This is a genomic window from Paraburkholderia dipogonis (genome assembly GCF_042680985.1).
GTDB lineage: Bacteria > Pseudomonadota > Gammaproteobacteria > Burkholderiales > Burkholderiaceae > Paraburkholderia > Paraburkholderia phytofirmans.
The window spans coordinates 153,996-171,072 of sequence record NZ_JBHUFR010000006.1 but is presented as its reverse complement, the minus strand read 5'-3'; the positions used below and the strand labels follow the sequence as shown (position 1 = coordinate 171,072).

The 17,077-nt window shown below is 63.6% G+C and carries 18 protein-coding genes; 8 read left to right on the top strand and 10 right to left on the bottom strand.

Features of this window, described 5'->3' with window-relative positions; all coding sequences use genetic code 11:
* Window positions 1-32: 32 nt before the first annotated feature.
* Entirely contained in the window at window positions 33-1,181 is a 1,149-nt protein-coding gene (locus ACFSNN_RS05410) for an FUSC family protein (RefSeq protein ID WP_341868438.1), read from the bottom strand.
* Window positions 1,182-1,448: 267 nt separating this feature from the next.
* Between ACFSNN_RS05410 and ACFSNN_RS05405 the strand changes: the two genes are divergently transcribed.
* From ACFSNN_RS05405 to msrA, 3 genes are all read left to right on the top strand, one after another.
* On the top strand, window positions 1,449-1,874 hold the full coding sequence (locus tag ACFSNN_RS05405; protein WP_134460319.1) for an Ohr family peroxiredoxin: 426 nt from the start codon (window positions 1,449-1,451) through the stop codon (window positions 1,872-1,874).
* 85 nt (window positions 1,875-1,959) lie between these two features.
* Window positions 1,960-2,232, top strand: coding sequence for a hypothetical protein (locus ACFSNN_RS05400; protein ID WP_134460322.1), 273 nt, complete (start codon window positions 1,960-1,962; stop codon window positions 2,230-2,232).
* A 163-nt stretch (window positions 2,233-2,395) separates the two neighbouring features.
* Window positions 2,396-2,902, top strand: coding sequence for a peptide-methionine (S)-S-oxide reductase MsrA (msrA, locus tag ACFSNN_RS05395; protein WP_134460325.1), 507 nt, complete (start codon window positions 2,396-2,398; stop codon window positions 2,900-2,902).
* A 130-nt stretch (window positions 2,903-3,032) separates the two neighbouring features.
* Here the strand turns inward: msrA and ACFSNN_RS05390 are convergent, their stop codons facing one another.
* The gene (locus ACFSNN_RS05390) at window positions 3,033-3,494 is read right to left on the bottom strand and encodes a MarR family winged helix-turn-helix transcriptional regulator (RefSeq protein ID WP_116123046.1); all 462 of its coding nucleotides are present in this window, start codon (window positions 3,492-3,494) and stop codon (window positions 3,033-3,035) included.
* Between the two features lie 228 nt (window positions 3,495-3,722).
* Here ACFSNN_RS05390 and ACFSNN_RS05385 point away from each other — a divergent pair, with 228 nt between their 5' ends.
* Window positions 3,723-4,949 carry an NAD(P)/FAD-dependent oxidoreductase gene (locus ACFSNN_RS05385; RefSeq protein WP_134460328.1) on the top strand — a complete coding sequence of 409 codons (1,227 nt, stop codon included), beginning with the start codon at window positions 3,723-3,725 and terminating at the stop codon, window positions 4,947-4,949.
* Window positions 4,950-4,983: 34 nt separating this feature from the next.
* On the opposite strand, the gene ACFSNN_RS05380 is transcribed toward ACFSNN_RS05385, so the two are convergent.
* Together ACFSNN_RS05380 and ACFSNN_RS05375 are read right to left on the bottom strand one after the other, a co-directional pair.
* Window positions 4,984-5,388 (bottom strand): ester cyclase, encoded by a 405-nt coding sequence (locus ACFSNN_RS05380; RefSeq protein WP_134460330.1) that lies wholly within the window; start codon window positions 5,386-5,388, stop codon window positions 4,984-4,986.
* Between the two features lie 102 nt (window positions 5,389-5,490).
* Window positions 5,491-6,666, bottom strand: coding sequence for a glycosyltransferase family 9 protein (locus ACFSNN_RS05375; protein WP_134460332.1), 1,176 nt, complete (start codon window positions 6,664-6,666; stop codon window positions 5,491-5,493).
* 336 nt (window positions 6,667-7,002) lie between these two features.
* On the opposite strand from ACFSNN_RS05375, the gene ACFSNN_RS05370 reads away from it, so the two are divergent.
* On the top strand, window positions 7,003-7,434 hold the full coding sequence (locus ACFSNN_RS05370; protein WP_134460335.1) for a PRC-barrel domain-containing protein: 432 nt from the start codon (window positions 7,003-7,005) through the stop codon (window positions 7,432-7,434).
* A gap of 73 nt (window positions 7,435-7,507) precedes the next feature.
* Here the strand turns inward: ACFSNN_RS05370 and ACFSNN_RS05365 are convergent, their stop codons facing one another.
* Window positions 7,508-8,497 carry a substrate-binding domain-containing protein gene (locus ACFSNN_RS05365; RefSeq protein ID WP_134460338.1) on the bottom strand — a complete coding sequence of 330 codons (990 nt, stop codon included), beginning with the start codon at window positions 8,495-8,497 and terminating at the stop codon, window positions 7,508-7,510.
* 79 nt (window positions 8,498-8,576) lie between these two features.
* Window positions 8,577-9,914 carry a leucine-rich repeat-containing protein kinase family protein gene (locus ACFSNN_RS05360; RefSeq protein ID WP_134460341.1) on the bottom strand — a complete coding sequence of 446 codons (1,338 nt, stop codon included), beginning with the start codon at window positions 9,912-9,914 and terminating at the stop codon, window positions 8,577-8,579.
* 292 nt (window positions 9,915-10,206) lie between these two features.
* On the opposite strand from ACFSNN_RS05360, the gene ACFSNN_RS05355 reads away from it, so the two are divergent.
* Window positions 10,207-10,839: a methylated-DNA--[protein]-cysteine S-methyltransferase gene (locus tag ACFSNN_RS05355; RefSeq protein WP_134460344.1), complete on the top strand. Its 633-nt coding sequence runs from the start codon at window positions 10,207-10,209 to the stop codon at window positions 10,837-10,839.
* A 130-nt stretch (window positions 10,840-10,969) separates the two neighbouring features.
* Window positions 10,970-11,275 carry a panthothenate synthetase gene (locus ACFSNN_RS05350; protein ID WP_134460347.1) on the top strand — a complete coding sequence of 102 codons (306 nt, stop codon included), beginning with the start codon at window positions 10,970-10,972 and terminating at the stop codon, window positions 11,273-11,275.
* A gap of 83 nt (window positions 11,276-11,358) precedes the next feature.
* Here ACFSNN_RS05350 and ACFSNN_RS05345 read toward each other — a convergent pair whose 3' ends face one another.
* Both ACFSNN_RS05345 and ACFSNN_RS05340 read right to left on the bottom strand, forming a co-directional pair.
* Entirely contained in the window at window positions 11,359-12,231 is an 873-nt protein-coding gene (locus tag ACFSNN_RS05345) for a GNAT family N-acetyltransferase (RefSeq protein WP_134460350.1), read from the bottom strand.
* On the bottom strand, window positions 12,213-13,454 hold the full coding sequence (locus tag ACFSNN_RS05340; protein WP_134460353.1) for a Zn-dependent hydrolase: 1,242 nt from the start codon (window positions 13,452-13,454) through the stop codon (window positions 12,213-12,215). The genes ACFSNN_RS05345 and ACFSNN_RS05340 overlap by 19 nt, the downstream gene beginning before the upstream one ends.
* Before the next feature lie 135 nt (window positions 13,455-13,589).
* On the opposite strand from ACFSNN_RS05340, the gene ACFSNN_RS05335 reads away from it, so the two are divergent.
* Window positions 13,590-14,192, top strand: a complete 603-nt coding sequence (locus tag ACFSNN_RS05335) for a phosphatase PAP2 family protein (RefSeq protein WP_134460357.1) — start codon at window positions 13,590-13,592, stop codon at window positions 14,190-14,192.
* A 128-nt stretch (window positions 14,193-14,320) separates the two neighbouring features.
* Here ACFSNN_RS05335 and ACFSNN_RS05330 read toward each other — a convergent pair whose 3' ends face one another.
* Together ACFSNN_RS05330 and ACFSNN_RS05325 are read right to left on the bottom strand one after the other, a co-directional pair.
* Window positions 14,321-15,907: an alpha/beta hydrolase family protein gene (locus ACFSNN_RS05330; protein WP_134460360.1), complete on the bottom strand. Its 1,587-nt coding sequence runs from the start codon at window positions 15,905-15,907 to the stop codon at window positions 14,321-14,323.
* 76 nt (window positions 15,908-15,983) lie between these two features.
* On the bottom strand, window positions 15,984-16,883 hold the full coding sequence (locus ACFSNN_RS05325) for a LysR substrate-binding domain-containing protein (protein WP_134460363.1): 900 nt from the start codon (window positions 16,881-16,883) through the stop codon (window positions 15,984-15,986).
* Window positions 16,884-17,077 lie beyond the last annotated feature (194 nt).

Below are 17,077 nucleotides of genomic sequence, written 5' to 3'. Positions count from 1 at the left end.
GACGATCGCGCGACGCTCGTCATGGCGACCCGTCACACGCGCAGCGGAAAGATGAATTTCGCCGCCAGCAGGCCGACCGCCCCGCCGAGGAGCGTCTCCCACGCGCGCGCGCCAAGAAACGAAATGGAGTGCACGCCGCCGATCGCCAGCGTCACGATCAAGGTGAAGGCAAACGCCCCGCAAGCGATGTCGTAGCGCTCGGGCAAGGCCATCGCGTAGATGATCATGGCGGCCGCGACGGCGGCCCAGGCGAGCAGCGGCACGTGCTCGACGAGCGGCAGGCAGGCCAGGCCCAGCGGCACGCCCACCAGGGTGCCGATGATCCGCCGGCGCACCCGCTCCGCCGTGCCGCTCGCCGAGCCCGCCACCACGTAGGTGCTGGCCGTGATCGCCCAGGCGGATTCCTTGAGGCCGATCGTCTCGTTCAACACGACCACGACCAGCGCGCCGCTCGCCGCCTGCAGGCCCATGATGAGTTCGGCCGAAAGTTTCCAGCGATCCGGCATGTCGACGGGCGAAAGCACCGTCACGGCCGGACGCTCCGCCGGACCGCTGAGCAGACGCGGAACAATGGACGCGAGCGTGGCGATCAATCCCGCCACCACGACGGCCGGCATGTCGACCGGCGTCAGATGAACGTTGTAGGCGAGCAATTGGCCGATGAATATCTGCGAGCCCATTCCCGCGCCCAGAATGCCGAAGCGCTTCAGGTAGCCGACAAGAAAAGCGCCCGTGACGAGCGTCAGCTCGGGGCCCGCCGCGCCCAGGGTCTGCAGGATCGGGGCGAACGCGATGAACATGGCCGCGCCGAGCACGGCGGAGGCACACAGGAATGCCAGGTCGCGGCTTGATTCGGGCCGGGAGACACGCGCCTCCGAGACGCTGGCCCACAGCGCGAAATTGCCGGCCAGCGAACCGACCAGCGTCGCGCCGGGCAAACCGTGGGTGACGTCCTGCAAGGTTCCGAGCGCGGCGGCGATCCCGTACGCGGTGACGAGCCGCAGTCCCTTGATCCGGCGATGCGTGCCGGGATCGAGTTGCTCCAGCCATGTCGCCGCCTTCTGCAAGGCGCCACGTCCGCCCTCGCCTGCCTCACCGCGAATGCCGTCGCTCGCCGTGCGACTTTGCGCGTCGGCGTCGATCTTTCTGTCGTCGTCCTCCGGGATCGTCTTTCGCTTCACGGCGTAGTGCGCGTCGGATTGAGGTAACTCGTAGTCTAGTCAATCGCAACGGCGCGGACCGGCCGGAAATCCTCGTCAGCGGCTGTCCCAGTCAGGCAAGCGCGGCCTAGGCCGGCAAACGCGTGCCGCTTCTGACGAAATAAATCGTATGCGATTTAATCTTATGCGCTTGACAAGGCCGGACTTCTTCTCCATTATTCGACGTATGCGATTACATCGCATACGATTTAAAGCAATTTCACAGCTCTGACCATCAAGGAATTCATCATGACCAAGATCGAAAAAGTCCTGCTCACCGGCAAAACCCACACGACGTTCAGCGGCCGCGGCGGTCGCGTCGACCTGAATCTGTCGGCGGGCAAAGGCGCCGGCGCGGACATCTCGTTCCCGGCCGTAGAGGCCCATCCGACCGCGGAGCAGTTGTTCGCCGGCGCCTGGTCGGCCTGTTACATCTCGGCGATCGGCCTCGTGGCTCAGGCGAAGAAAGTGACGCTCCCGTCCGATCTGTCCGTGGATATCGAGGTGGATCTGGGCATGACCGGTGAAGCCTACTTGCTCCAGGCCCGCTTCAACGTCAGCGTGCCGGGCGTGGCGCGCGAAGTCGCCGAGGCCATCGCGCATGAAGCACACCAGATCTGCCCGTATTCGAAAGCCACGCGCGGGAACATCGACGTCCTCGTCAACGTCGCCTGATTTTTCGATCACTGAACTGGCACTTGTGGGTGCGATCCGGCAAGGCTCGCGCCCCTCATCGAACATTTTTTAGCGGAGTTTCACCATGAAAACCAAATTCGTCGCTGCACTGCTCCTCGCACTGTCTGCTTCCGCCGCCGCGCCCGCGTTCGCCGGCGGCTACGGCCCCGCTCCCTTCTACCGGCCTTCGGTCGGCGCCCCGGCGTCGCAACGCGGCCAGAGCGCGCAAACCGTCGCGGCGAGCAACGACGACGCAGCGGGCGCGCAAGCGGCGTACGGCGGCGTCGTCTCCGGTCAGTCGGAATCCGCAAGCCGGGTCGCCGTCGCGCCCCGCGACAGTCTTTACGCGCGCCATTGAGGCGCGCGGCCGGCCGCGGCAAGATCCCGGCCGGCTACGCATGCCAATGGCGGCATGATGGGCTTTGCCTGCCGGTCGGCTAGCCGAGCCGATCTCTGGCATGCTTGCGGGATCGCATCCGATAGACGGCGAGCCAACCACTGACGAAAAGGATTGGATTGACATGACGACGCAAACCGAAACCGCCATCCTGGCCGGCGGCTGCTTCTGGGGCATGCAAGACCTGCTGCGGCGCTACCCCGGCGTGCTGTCCACGCGCGTGGGCTACACCGGCGGCGACGTGCCCAACGCCACTTACCGCAACCACGGCACGCACGCCGAGGCGCTCGAGATCGTGTTCGACCCGAGTCAGATCAGCTATCGCAAGATCCTCGAGTTTTTCTTCCAGATTCACGATCCAACGACGCAGAACCGCCAGGGCAACGACATCGGCATGAGCTACCGCTCGGCCATCTTCTATCTCGACGATGAGCAAAAGCGAGTGGCCGAGAACACCATCGCCGACGTCGAGGCTTCCGATCTCTGGCCCGGCAAGGTCGTCACCGAAGTTGCTCCGGCCGGCCCGTTCTGGGAGGCTGAGCCGGAACATCAGGACTATCTGGAGCGCATTCCCAACGGCTACACGTGCCATTTCGTCCGGCCGAACTGGAAGCTGCCGGAGCGCGGCTAACGGTCAAATTGAGCGCTAACGGTCGAATTACCGCGGCGCAATAAACGAAGAAGCCCGCGGACAATGTCCGCGTGCTTCTTCGTTTTGCAAGGCGCCTGACGATACGCTCATGGATCGCGTGATCCGCAACTCATTCCCCGTTCTGCACCGCTTTGACGAGATTGTTGCGCAGCGTCACGATCGCCTTTTGCACTTTCGAGAACTCATCGGGTGCGAGGCCCGTTGCTTCGACGAGGTCCATGTTCAGACCTTTTTCGCGCAAGCGCCGGCCACTTTTCGTAAGCCCCACCCGCACCTGACGCTCGTCTTCCGGGTCCCGCTGTCTTTCCACATAACCCGCCGCCTCCAGCTTCTTCAGGATTGGCGTGAGTGTGTTGGACTCGAGAAACAGCTTCTCGCCCAGACTGCTGACAGTCTGGTTGTCCTCCTCCCACAGCGCAATGATCGTGATGTATTGCGTGTAGGTCAGCCCCAGTTCTTCGAGAATCGGCTTGTAGGCCTTGCCGAATGCCAGGTTCGCTGAATAGACCGCAAAGCACAAAAAGTCGGACAGCTTCACATCCGTGGAAGCGGGTTGGTCGGTCGATTTCATCTTCGTCCTCGTTCGGTAGAGGCTGACGCCTCGCTGGCGACATTATACATCGCATGCGATTATATCGCAGTCGCTCAAATCGCCGAACATGGCGGAGGAGCACTGACGATCGGCTTCAGCGTCCGCTTTGGCGCGAGTAAGCTACCAGCGCGGGCTATCATGCCCCTGAAATCGCCGCCGCTGCGCCGGCGCTTGAAGGTCCACACAGGGTTCCCATAGGAGAACGTCTTGAAGCGGATCGTGGTGATCGGCGCCGGCTTCGCCGGACTGTGGAGCGCCGTGGGCGCGGCGCGCAAACTCGACGAACTGCGCGTGCCCGCCGATCAGGTGGAAGTGGTCGTGATCAACGGCACGCCGTATCACAGCATCCGGGTGCGGAACTACGAACAGAATCTGGACGAGACGCGCGTGCCGCTCGCCGATGTGCTCGGGCCGATCGGCGTGCGGCTCGTCGAAGGCGAAGTATCCGGCATCGATTCGGCAAACGGTTGCATCACCGTTCAGACCCAAGGGCTGACGCAGACGCTCTCCTACGACCGGCTCGTCGTCGCGGCGGGCAGCCAGCTCGTCCACCCCGACATTCCCGGCTTGACCGAGCACGCGTTCGACGTCGATACCTTCTCAGGCGCAACGAAACTCGCGGCGCACTTGCGCGGCTTGCCGTCGCTTGCGAACGCGGCGAGTCCGTTTACAGCCGTGGTGGTCGGGGCCGGCTTGACGGGCATCGAACTGGCGGCCGAACTGCCGGCGCGGTTGCGCGGCATCGCGGGCGACGCGCATCGAGACGCCGTGCATGTCGTGCTGGCCGATCGCTCGGCGAAGATCGGCCAGGCGATGGGCGGCGCGCAGCCTGTGATCGAGCGCGCCATGGACGCTCTCGGCGTCGAGATGCTCGCCGGCGTCTCCCTGCAGTCGGTGGATGCCGACGGCGTCGAACTCACGAATGGCAGGCGCATCGACGCGGCCACGGTGATCTGGTGCGGCGGCATGCGCGCGAACGCGTTGACCGCGCAAATCCCCGTGACACTCGATCCTTTTGGACGCCTTCCGATAGACGCCTACATGCGCGTGGAAAACGTCCCGCATGTATTCGCTGCCGGTGACTGCGCGCGCGTGTTGATCGACGGCGCGCGGCCATCGGTCATGTCATGTCAGCACAGCCGGCCGATGGGACGCTACGCCGGTCACAATGTCGTCTGCGATCTGCTCGGCGGCGAGATGCTGCCGCTTCATATCGACTGGTACACGACCATTCTCGATCTCGGTCCGTGGGGCGCCGTGTACACGGAGGGCTGGGACCGGCATCTCGTGTCCGAAGGCGACGCCGCCAAAGCGACCAAGCAGACCATCAACTGCATACGCATCTATCCGCCGCGCACGGGCCTTCGGGACGACATTTTGCAAGCCGCCGCGCCTGTCGTGCAGACACCGCCGCCAACCGCAGCGGCTCGGTGAACCTGCACGGCCCGCAAAACTAACGGCTCGACGTTCAAGCAGCGCCAGTGGGTTCGAGCTGCGCTTCGATGGCGGCCTTATCGATCACCGACCACACCTGCTCGATCTTTCCATTACGGAATTGATAGAACACATTCTCAGTGAAGGACACGCGCTTGCCGTTGACGGCGAGGCCGAGGAACGTGCCCACTGGCGTACAAACGAAGCCGAGCCGGCTGGCTATATAAGGTGGATCCGAAATCAACAGCTGGATGTTGAAATAAAGGTCCGGAATTTCGCGGAAGTCTCTCTCCAGCATCTCGCGGTAGCCGGATAAGCCAATGCGCTGACCGTTGTAGTGCGCGTCGTCGTCGACGTACAGCCCGAGGTTCGGCCAGTCCTGTTTGTTCAGGCAGCCAATGTAATCCCGGTAGAGTTTGTAGAGGTCAGGCGTGTCCACGGCAATTGCTCCGTCCTTGTACAAGGTCCGTGCTGCGAGGCAGGAAGAATTGAAATTCTACCGCCGTGGATAAACGGCCCGGAAATCGCAGATAGTGCGACCTCAAGCTGCCGCGTCGACTTGCGCCCGTTGCTGCGTGGCGACCGCTTCAAGCACCGCTTGCACGACCCGTTCGATGCTCGGCCAGTTCCGCGCAGGTTCGCCCACAACATATTGCTCAGGCGACACACTGCGATACGGCGGCGGATAACCCCAGATGGCGTCATGCCTATCGGGTCGGGTGATGCTTCCGCCGATCACGGCAACGGCCGGACGGCGAAACGCGGCCGCGACGTGCATCAACATCGTCGAGTTCGTCAGCACGACGTTGGCCTCTTCAGCGAGAGCGAACATCACGCGCATCGGCACCTCGCCTGCCAGCGAGCGGATCGGCACGCCCGAGCCCGCCGCGTCGATCGCCTCGGCGGCGCGCGCCTGATCCGCTTTGCTGCCGACGATCACGATATCGCACGCGTCGCCGGCTTGTTCCAACGTCTGCGCGATCCTCGCGAGCGCGGCGCCGAGCTGGCGCGCGTCCCATGCCTTGGTCGGCACGCCGGCCCCAACGCCGGCGATCAACCGCACGGTGCGGTGCCCCGGCACGTTGCCCACAGTCCAGATTTGCGTTGCGGTGGCGCGCTCGTCGCCGGTCAGGAACAGTTGCGGGCGAGCTTCCGGCAGCGCCGTCGCGCCGAGCAGTTCGCCCTGCGCGAGCGCGGCGCGGCCGCATTGCCGGGCAGCGAATTCGATAAACGCCTGACAGCCGCTCCAGCCGCCGCGATAGCCGCGCACGCCAACGCGATACCGCACGCCCGTACGCATCATCAGCAGCGCGCCCATGTAGCTGCCGAGCACGTCGATACCCACATCGAAGCCGCCGCGCGCGCGCAGTGCGGCGACCTGTGGAGACTTCCACAGAAAACGCAGCACGTTGCCGTGCGAGCGGTCCTCGACGAGCTTGTTGTTCCATGGCGCGTCGATTTCCACGATCTCGTCGACGAAGGGATTGTTCTCGAGTATCGGACGCCCCCAACTGCCTACGCCGGCAATCAGGCGCGTCGTCGGAAATCGTTTGCGCAGCGCCTCGAAGAGCGGCGTGGTGGTGAGCAGTTCGCCGAAATCGTTCGGACGCAGCACGAGAATCTCGCGCGGCGTGTCGCGATCCGGATCGAACCGTGGCGGGCAGAAGCGGCCCATCAACCAGACCGGTGTTTCGATCAGCAGACTTTTCCAGCCCATTGCTTCTCCAATGCGGCGGGCGGTGGCCGCCGTCGCCGCGCATCGGTTCGCGCCGGCAAGCGGGCCGGGCGCGCCGGCACAGGTGCGCCGCAGGCGCCGCCCGGATATCACGCCGATTGTGCATGGTTGCGGCAATACGCTCTGTGGTCGCGCGTACAGAGCCGTGGACTGGGCATGCGTGCGCCACGTCGAAAGCCAGCCGGTCGATCTTGCCGCAGCAATTGAACACTGGTCTCGAGGCACGAATGACGATTCACGCCGGCGCCCGGGCACGTCACGTGCTTCCGCATACTGAGCTATGAAGCTGACAGCTAAACAAACAACAAGGAGCAGAAAATGAAAGCAAAAACACTGATCTGCGCGACCGCTCTCGCCGCGATCTGCGCCTCGCAAGGCGCCTATGCGCAAATTGCCGGACTGCAACCGCTCGGCGGCACTGTCGAGCAAACCAATGCGCTGCTAAAGGGCTGGAGCGTGCGTCGCGCCCTCGTCGACGAGCCGGTCTACAACGATCTGAACGACAAGATCGGCAGCATCTATGACGTGATCATTTCGCCGGACCGCAAGGCGACGTATGCGGTCGTGTCGGTGGGCGGCTTCCTCGGCATGGGTAAGCACTACGTGGCGATTCCGGTCGATCACTTCGAGATCCGCGACGGCAATCTGTTCCTCGCAGGCGCGACGAAAGATGCGTTGAAATCGGTGCCTGAGTTCGAATACAACAAGCTCGAAAAAGCCACCAAGCCGCGCAAGATCAAGGCGGAATAATCGACGTGACGTGCGCTGTTGCGAACGTGCGAGCGCTCGCGTTCGCAGCAGCCTTGCGACGGCTCGGGCTTTTTTAGTGATTCGCGGCCGTGACGAGCTGCAGCGGTGTTTCGATCACGCTCGACAATTCGCTCTGCTTCCTCTGTTCGGTCACCGCCTTCAAGGCCACATCGACACCGAATACAGCTTGCCGCGCGGCGAACTGATTGATCGTGGCGAGCACGCGGCCATCGGCGATCAACGGCTTGATCGCGTCGATATCGTTGTAGCCGGTGACGTACACGCCGCCGGTTCTGCCCGCATCGCGAATCGCGTCGACCGCGCCCATTGCCATATTGTCGTTGCCGCACATGAGCCCGCGGATCTGCGGATGCTCGCTGAGCATCTTCGAAGCGGCGTCGCGGCCCTTCCCATATTCCCAGTCGCCGGTCTGAACCGCGACGATGTTGATCCCCGCGGCGTTCATTGCATCCCGGCAACCGTCCGTGCGTTGCTGTGCATTGCGATCGGCCGAACTGCCTTCGATAACGCCCACCTGATCGCCCGTCTTGAGCCGCTCCGCCAGATAGTTGCTCACCTGCTGCGCGCCCTTGCGATTGTTCGGGCCGACGAACGGCACGGAAATGCCGGCCGCGTCCTGAAACGCCTCGTCGAGCGGATTGTCGATCGAAACCACGATGATGCCCGCCTTGATCGCGCGCGCGACCACCGCCGTCAGCGCCTTCGAATCGGTCGGGGCAATGACGATCGCGTTCATCTTCGCCTTGATCATCTCCTCGACCATGCGGATCTGCCCAGTCGTGTCGCTTTCAGTGGCCGTGCCGCGCACCGTCAGATCGAATTGCGAGCCGTAATGCTGCTGGTAGTTCTGCGCGGCGTTCGCCATCGCCACCGTGAACGGGTCGCCGAGCGACTTCAGCACGAGCGCGATCTTGAGCTTTCCGCCCGGCGTAGCCGCTGCATCGGCCGCGCCGCCGATGCCGGCCGCGGCCAGCGCGCCGGCAATCAGCACCCGGCGACGCATCCTCCAGGACGACATGCTTCGGGGCGTCTTGTGCATCATCGAATCTCTCCTTCTGGGGCGCGCTGACGATTCGCCGTATTGCAGTCGAACGAAAGACGGCCATGACGCGGCCCGCCGTTCATCGATAGCCCATCAGCGCCAGCAAACGCGCGACGATCTCATCGAACAACGGCCGGCTGCCGATCGCCTCGCTCAAACAATTGTCCTTCAACTCCACCAGGAGAGCGCGAATGTTCGCCGACGCCTCCGGCCAATCGCATCGTTCAAGCAACTCTTCGAGCAGACAACCGTAGGCTCTGACTTCGAGGCGCTGAAGCGCGAGGCCGATGCCCCGATCGCCCAAAGCATAGAACGACGCCGCGCCGAAATCGCCCAACAACGCGCGCCCCTGTCCGCCGTACAGGATATTGTGCGCGTACAGATCGCCGTGCATGATGCCTTGCTCGTGCAAATGACACGCCGCCGACGCGATACCGTACGCAATGCCCAACGCCGAAGCCATATCGAAACGTGTGTCGGCGCCATAAATATCGCGCGTGCACGATTCGAGACTCGGCGGACCGGCGAGGTTGGTGAAGTGCGGATCGATCAGTTCCATCACGAGACCGTGCGTGCCGGCGGGATGATCCTTCACTTTTCCCGCCACCGGGATCAGGTTCGTATGATCGCCCGCGCGAATGCAGGCTGCCATTTCACAGTCGGGCAACCCGTCGCTGGTCACCGCGCCCTTGAACAGTTTCACCGCGACAGAACGGGACGCGCCGTGCCGACCCGCAAGCTCCGCGCGATAGATGACACCCGAGGCGCCCTCGCCCAACGGCGCTTCGAGTTTCAAGTCGTGCCACGCTATCGCGGCGCTCGACGAGTCGATCAGCGCTGCCGCTTCGAGCGCCTCGCTGAACGGATTGCCGGCGTACGCCAGCCAGGACAGCCGCGGCAGACGCAGCAACCAGTCAGGCATTCCATCGAGCTGATTCGCGGCGAGCCGCAGCAATTCGAGCTTCGAACAGGCCGCCAGTTCTTCCGGAAGCGTTCGCAGACGGTTGCCCGCCAGCATCAGCTTTTGCAATTGGGAACAGCGGCCGATTTCGGCCGGCAACACTTTGATCTCGTTGTCTGTGAGGATCAACCAGCGCAATTGCGGGGGCAAGGCTTTACCGGATACATGTTTGATGCGGTTGGCCTTGAAGCCAACCATGCTCAATTGCGAACACTGTCCCAGCACTTCGGGCAACTCGGTGAACGGGTTGTCGGAGCCGAAGAGAATGCGCAGCTTGCGCAGACGTGGCAGATCGTCGGGCAGCGAGGTGAGCGCGTTGCCCGAGAGGTCGAGAACTTCCAGCGTATCGGCGAGGTCGAAAATCTCGCGCGGAAATTCAGTCAGGCCGCAAGCCAGTTTCAGCCGGCGCGTGCCCGCGAGCTGGCCGGCCCGCAATTGATCAAGTGTTGTCGTCACAGTCGTGGAAGAGAGATCCGGTTGCCGGTGTGCTTCAAATCGAAGGTATCAATTCTACTGAGTCACGAGCCTCGCGCGAAAACGGTTGAAAAGGGTTGTACAGTGATGCATCGTCCCGTCCAGAGTCACGCGCCGCCGACCGACATCGGCCGCGAAGAATTGGACAGCAAGATTCGGAGCGCAGTCAGAGAGAGCGAGGCTCACACTGTCGGATATTCGGCGCGCACGGTGCGCGTATTCGCAGACCCGCCTTGCGCGCATCTGTGCCTCCAACCAGTCAGGAGCAAGCAAAGTGACATACGCCTACAAGTTGATGGACTCGCCCGTCGGCCAGTTGAAACTCGTTGCAAACGGCGAGCGCCTCGCCGCCATTCTGTGGGAACACGACAAGCCGAACCGGGTGCGTCTCGGTGAGCTGATCGAAGCGAATGACCGGCCTGTGCTGATCGAAACCGAACGGCAGCTGAACGAGTATTTCGCCGGTACGCGGCATGAGTTCGACCTTCCGTTGACCTTCCAAGGAACGGAGTTTCAGAAGCAGGTGTGGGCCGCACTGTTGACCATACCGTTCGGCCAGACGCGCAGCTACTCGGAAATCGCGACGCAGATCGGCAACGTCAATGCGGTGCGGGCGGTCGGCGCGGCGAACGGCAAGAATCCGATTTCCATCGTGGCGCCGTGCCACCGGGTGATCGGCGCGTCCGGTGATTTGACCGGCTTTGCGGGGGGATTGGCGAACAAGATGCTGCTGCTTTCGCTCGAAGCCGGCCAGACTTCGTTCGAAGCGGAAGCGGACGGGCAAACAGACATGTTCGCGCTCGAAGAAAGCGTGACGGTCAACACTCAGGTCAAATCCGACGCTCAGACGAAACCCGCGCGCCACGCGCCGAGCCGCGGCACGCAAGCGTCATTGTTCGGAAATTGATCGGCTGCGTGGTCCGCGATGGCAGATGACTTTCCCTGCGTCGCGTTGAACGCTTCGTGATAGATCGTATTACCGTCCGCATAAAGCACCTATCCTTAAGAAGCCCTTTGGGCGTCAACAGGAGGATGACATGCGCATGCTTCTCAACATACGAATCCCGCACGAACCGTTCAACACCATGGTGCGCGAGGGCACCGTCGGGCAAGTGATCGGGAAAATACTGGAAGAGACAAAACCGGAGGCCGTCTACTTCACCGAGCAGAGTGGAGCGCGCGGAGCGGTCGTCGTGGTGGATATCGACAACGCGTCGGCGATTCCCGCGCTCGCGGAGCCGTGGTTTCTGAAATTCAACGCCGACTGCGAATTGCGCATTGCGATGTTGCCGGAAGACCTGCAGAAAGCCGGACTGGACAATCTCGGCTCGAAATGGAAATAGCGCTTGCCATCGGCGGTCCGCGACGTGGACCGCCGGTGCTTGCACAAACGAACAAACAAACAACCGGCAGCACCGCGCTGCAATCAGCCCAGTTCGAATGAAGTCACGCCGAACACGCGCTCAATAGATATGGCGGGCTGCTCCCGCGTATACATCCGCGCGGTTTCGAACACGCTCGTCATGCCATGCCGCTCGGCCAGCGCAATCGCATCCGCGTTGATCTCGGGCACATCGAAGAAAAACACTTCGCCCGCAATGCTCGACGTCAACGCAAAGAACAGGCGAGCGGCAATCTCGTTGCTATCGGCGAAGAGCGGGCCGATCTTGTAGCCCGTCAAACAACGCCGCAACACGCCATAACCCACCACCTGCCCGTCGCTCACTGCCACTCGCGTCATCGCGCCAGGCTGCGCGAGCCAGGCAGCGAGAAAGCGCTCGCGCGCCGCGGGAAAGCATTGCCGATCGTAGTCGTTCAGCGACTCGAAGGGCAGCGCCGAAGCATGCAGCAAGTCGGCGTAGGGCTCGCCCTGAGCGATGTCTTGCGCGACGCCCTGAAAGCGAATGTTGCGGTAGGCCAGCTGAAATCCGGACTTCCTGTAGTTCGCCTGTTGAGCGACCACGCCGTCAAGACCGACATTGCGGTTTCGCAAATAGTCCATACCGTGCTGCCAGACGCGCATGCCGAAGCCTCGACCGCGAAACGCCGGCTTCACGATATAGAGGCCGATAAAGCCGAAGTCCTTGCTGTACGCGACAGCGGACAGACACGCCACCGGTTCCCCGCGCCATTCGCCGATAAAAAACCCGCGCGGGTCGGCCGCGCGAAAACACTCGGCATCGTGCAAGCCGGGATTCCATCCTTCCTGCGCGGCCCATTCGACCGCCAACGCGACGTCCCCGGCCGACATCGTGCGCACGACGAAATCGCCTGATTCGCTTACGATCGTTTCGCCCATTGCTCCTCCAGCATCGCCGCCGCGGCCGTGGCCGCGACCTGGCAACCGAGAACGATGTGCGTCTCGGCCGTATCCTCGATGAAATCGTGACTCACGCCGCCGATGCTCGGCACGAACATCATGCAAGCCGGCATGCAGCGCGCGATGACCTGCGCGTCATGCGCGGCGCCGCTCGGCATGCGGATCCATTGGCCGGGCGCCACCGCATCGGCGGCGCGGGCGAGATGGTCCGCGAGCGCCGCGTGCATGGTCACCGGTTGCATCGGTTCGTCGATGGTGGTCAGCTCGACGCTTACCGCGTTGCGCGCGTTGAAGTCCCGTACCAGCTCGGCGAGCCTGTCTTCCATCGCCTGCAAACGCGCGGCGTTCGCGTCGCGGAATTGCAGGTACATCTGCGCTGCGCCAGGCACGACGCTCAGCGAGCCGGGATCGAGGTCGATGCGGCCCACCGTCCAGACGGTGTCGGCATCCGCGAGTTGCGCGAAGGCTTCGTTCATCTGCGGAATAAAGGCGACCAAGGCCGCGCCGGCGTCGCGCCGGATCGCCATGGGCGTCGTGCCGGCATGGTTGCGCTGCCCCGTGAAGCGCAGCCGCAATTCGCGAAGCCCGACGATCGTCGTGACGACCCCGATGGACTTGCCGGCCGCTTCCAGCCGGCCGCCCTGCTCGATATGCGGTTCGAGATAGGCAACCTGCCGGCCCGGCTCGAAGCGCGCACGCGGCCTCCCGGCCAGACCTGCGGTGGCGAGCATGTCTTCGAGACGCTGGCCTTGCCGATTCGTGGCGTCGCGAATCGTCTCCTCGATATTCTCGCCCACGAAACTGCGGCTGCCGAGCAAGCCGGAAAACGTGCCTTCTTCATCGATCCACGATGCGACGTCCACGGCGAGGTGACGCGTCGCCTCGTTTTCCGCGAGCGCGCGCGCAATCTCCAGCCCGTAGATCACGCCCATCGCGCCGTCGAGCCAGCCGCCGGTCGGCTGCGTGTCGGTATGCGAGCCGATCACGAGCGCGGGTCCGCTTTTGCGTGAGCGTCCGAACACGGTCCCCACGCCGTCGATCGCGGCCTCGAGTCCCGCCTCCGTCATACGTGCGGCCAGCCATTCGCGTGACGCCAGATCCACCGGCGAAAGCGCCAGCCGAACGACGCCTGGGCCGGTGGCGCCGAAACTGCGTAGTTGCTTGAGATCGCTCAGCAACCGGTCCGGATCGATCCTCACCACGTTCTCGTCTCCTTCGAATATCGGTTCATGATGCCCTGCTGTATCGACAGATTACATGGCCTAAGCGTTTCCTAAGGTTGGCCCGTTACCATCCTTCGACATCGACGCGCCGGCGTCCATCGAAAAACACACCCTATGCAAACACTTGAAGCGTTCAACCAGGCGCTTTTCCTCATGATCGACGCGACGCCATCGACACCGGCCTGGTGCATCGACCTCGCACGTTCGATCGCAGACTACCTCATCTACCTTGTGCCGCTCTGCCTCACCGCAATGTGGCTCTCCGGCGACGAACGTCAGCGCGAAACAGCCTTGCGCGCGTGCTGCGTGACGTTCCTCGCGCTCGGCATCAATCAGCTCATCGGCCTCGCGTGGCCACAACCGCGGCCGTTCGTGCTGGGCATCGGCCACACGTTTCTCGAACACGCACCGGACCCTTCGTTCCCCAGCGATCACGGAACGATCTTCGCGAGCATCGCGCTGACCTTGCTTCTCGGCGGCGTGAAACGCTACGGCTCGCTCATCGTTCTGTCCGGGCTCGCGGTTGCCTGGGCGCGCATCTTTATCGGCGTTCACTTTCCGCTCGACATGGCGGGCGCTGTCGTCGTGGCGGGCGTGGCTTTCGTGCTGGTCGCGCCACCGTGGCGGCTCGCCGGCCCGAGCATGACGCGCGGACTCATCGCGCTGTATCGCAAGTTGCTGGCGTGGCCGATCGAACGTGGCTGGCTGTCGCTTTAGACGATGATTCGACGCGCAAGCGCGAGCTCACGCACGTCGTGGCAACGCGCCATCCTATCGCGTCAGCGCCCCGAAAATCGCTCGGCGCGATGTCGTAAGCGCGGCGAGAACGCGCGGGCGGCGCGCGCTTAAAAGTTGGCGAAGAACGCCCGCGCCGCCACCATGCAGAACGACGCGACCAGTTCACCGTGGTACGCCCGAAGCACCGCTAAAGCGCCGCCGTCGGTCGCACCGCGGGCCACGGCCTGACTCGCGACCTCTGCCTTCGCGCCCGCAAAACCCCGCTTGACGCGCGCATACGGATCGCCGGGCCCGACGGCAGGAGCGTCCACATCCAGCACGGACGTGAGCCCCGCCGGCACGTTGGCGTTCTGCCAGTACGCCTGCTCGATGCGCGCGTTGAAAAAGAACACCGTGGGATCGGATGCGCCGCCGCACATCAGAACGGGCGCACGCGGCACCCAGTTGCGCAAGTCGTTGCGCCTGAACGCCTGGCGCAACGGATGCAGCGGATTCGCTGCCGGTTTCATCGCAAGGGTCGGGTTGGGAAACGCGCCATCCTGATTGGCGGCGGCGTCTTCCAGCAGTGTCAGGCGGTAGGCGTTGCGCACGAGGTTGGCATCGCCGAAACCCGCGGCAAAGAGCGGCTTCAGGACCGGCGGTGTCAAAGGCGGTGAAGCGGGCGGCGTGATCGAGGCGTACTGCGGTGCGGGCGGCACGCTGCTGAAGAGATGCGCGGACGGCAGTTTGCCCGTTTTGAACAGCTTGTCGAGCGGCTGCAAGCTCGGCAGCAGCGTTTCGATAGCCTGAGCGTAAGCCGCTTCGTAAAAGTCGCCGGGCTGGCGATAGATATTCCCGTAGGCATGCTGATAGCCCGTCACGATCAGCGTCGAGAAGAGCGTGGCGCCCAGGTTGACCTCGCCTTCGATGAGCGCGTCGGCGGTGGCTGCAAGTGCGTACGGCCCCGAACCCGGCGCGGACGCCGTCACCTTGACGCCGGCCGCCTGCAGCGCCCGATGCGTCGCCATTGCAACGAAGCCGCCCTGCGAATAGCCGGTGACGAACAGCTTGCCGTTTTCGCGCGTGCCTGCTTCGGCTTTCATGTCGGCTAGCGCCGCGCGTGCCGCGCGCAGCGAGTCGATCACATCGGAGGATTGCTGGTCGGCATTGAGATACGGGTGGTAGGGGAGATCGGAGCCGGCATAGCCCGCATAGTTGGTCGCCACCACGATATAACCTTGCGCCGCGTACATGGCCGCCACGCTGATGCCTTCCCCGGCGCCGTCGCCGTTGCCCGGGTCCGTTCGCGTGATATCGGCGAGGTTGTAGTTGCGGTACGCGGTAGTGCCGTGCGCATAGAGCATGAGCGGCCGCGGTCCGCTGCATGTCGCCGAACTTCCCGACGGGATCATCAACGCGCCGCTCGCCTGAGTCTGCTCTGCCGCGCCGCCGATGGTCCGGTAGCGAAAGCTCACGATCTCGACGCCGCATGCGGGCGCGCCTGCTATTCGCGCGAGTTGCCGGCCGCCCGCGCTCGACGCCAGCAATTTCGCAAACTCCGCGGCGCTCAGCTTTAACGTGACGCGATGATCGAGAAGCTGGCCGCGGGCATTGCACGCTTCACCGCATTGAGAATCGGCAGGCGCACCGGCACAGGCGCCCAAAATGCAGCATGCCAGCAACCCGAGGGCCGCGTTTCGGATAGCTATCCACATGTGAGGCTCCGTCTTGTTGGTATGACGACGAGTGGCGGCCTTGCAGAGTGACAGGAGTATAGGTAAACCCGCCGGCTCAGCGCGGTTCGCCACCGGCATGCGCCATCAACTCGTCGGCCCTCGACAGAAACAGCTTCAGCACCGGCGATGTATTCGACCTGCTATAGCCGATCACGAGATCGACGGTCGGCGTCTCGCCTTCCAACGGCCGGCTGACCACCGACCACGGCAGCAGGTTGGTCGCATACTCGGGCATCAACGCGAGCCCGCGCGTGGAGGCGACCAGCGACATCGCCATGGCCAGGTTGTCGACGCCATGCCCGGGCGCGACCGTGATGCCGTTTTCGTCCAGATAGCGCTGGATCACATCGTGCAGCACGCGCGCCTTGTTCGACGCCATGATGAAGGTCTCGCCGGCGAAATCCTCCGGGCGGATCGCACTGCGCTCGGTGAGGCGATGATCGCTCGGCATGAGCACGATCAGCTTCTCGCTACTGACCACCCGATAGTCCAGATCGAAGCCCGGTTCGGCACGCAGAAATGCAAGGTCGAGCTTGCCGCGCGCGAGTGCGTCGGCGAGGTCCGGCGAATAGTGGCTCGACACGGTGACGTCGATATTCGGCAGTTCGTCGCGCAACACCTGCATGGCGCGCGGCAGCCACGTCATTTCCTGGCCGGTCAGGAATCCCAACGCGAAAACCTGCTTGGAGGGCCGCGCCGCCCGGCGCGCGGCTTCCGTGGCGGCGTCGACTTGCGAGAGCGCGAGCCGCGCGTGGTCGAGGAAGGCTTTGCCCGCCGCGGTCAACTCGACGCCGCGCGCGCTGCGGCTGAACAACTCCGCGCCGACCTCGTCTTCCAGATCGCGAATCTGGCGGCTCAGCGACGGCTGCGAAGTGTGCAGACGCCGTTCCGCCGCCACCGTCAGGCTGCCCGTTTCGGCGACGGCCACGAAGTACCGCAGATGTCGGAGTTCCATAAAACCTCGCTCAGTTCCCCGTGAATGGTATGCCTGACAGGCATGCCCGTCAGCCTACAAAGTCTTTTTCCTTTGCACAAGCCCCCACTACATTACCTCTCATGCAGCGCGACGACAGGTCACTAATCAGCTCCGCAGCCTTTCGCCACGCACCCGCACTCCATGCCTTTCAACTATATCGCCAAGGAACCGAA

Excerpts from the sequence above, each read along its gene's own strand:
- ACFSNN_RS05325 (WP_134460363.1), bottom strand. The coding sequence starts at position 16,883 with ATGGAACTCCGACATCTGCGGTACTTCGTGGCCGTCGCCGAAACGGGC.
- ACFSNN_RS05350 (WP_134460347.1), top strand. The coding sequence starts at position 10,970 with ATGCGCATGCTTCTCAACATACGAATCCCGCACGAACCGTTCAACACC.
- ACFSNN_RS05400 (WP_134460322.1), top strand. The coding sequence starts at position 1,960 with ATGAAAACCAAATTCGTCGCTGCACTGCTCCTCGCACTGTCTGCTTCC.
- ACFSNN_RS05330 (WP_134460360.1), bottom strand. The coding sequence starts at position 15,907 with ATGTGGATAGCTATCCGAAACGCGGCCCTCGGGTTGCTGGCATGCTGC.
- ACFSNN_RS05370 (WP_134460335.1), top strand. The coding sequence starts at position 7,003 with ATGAAAGCAAAAACACTGATCTGCGCGACCGCTCTCGCCGCGATCTGC.
- ACFSNN_RS05375 (WP_134460332.1), bottom strand. The coding sequence starts at position 6,666 with ATGGGCTGGAAAAGTCTGCTGATCGAAACACCGGTCTGGTTGATGGGC.
- msrA (WP_134460325.1), top strand. The coding sequence starts at position 2,396 with ATGACGACGCAAACCGAAACCGCCATCCTGGCCGGCGGCTGCTTCTGG.
- ACFSNN_RS05335 (WP_134460357.1), top strand. The coding sequence starts at position 13,590 with ATGCAAACACTTGAAGCGTTCAACCAGGCGCTTTTCCTCATGATCGAC.
- ACFSNN_RS05365 (WP_134460338.1), bottom strand. The coding sequence starts at position 8,497 with ATGATGCACAAGACGCCCCGAAGCATGTCGTCCTGGAGGATGCGTCGC.
- ACFSNN_RS05345 (WP_134460350.1), bottom strand. The coding sequence starts at position 12,231 with ATGGGCGAAACGATCGTAAGCGAATCAGGCGATTTCGTCGTGCGCACG.
- ACFSNN_RS05405 (WP_134460319.1), top strand. The coding sequence starts at position 1,449 with ATGACCAAGATCGAAAAAGTCCTGCTCACCGGCAAAACCCACACGACG.
- ACFSNN_RS05390 (WP_116123046.1), bottom strand. The coding sequence starts at position 3,494 with ATGAAATCGACCGACCAACCCGCTTCCACGGATGTGAAGCTGTCCGAC.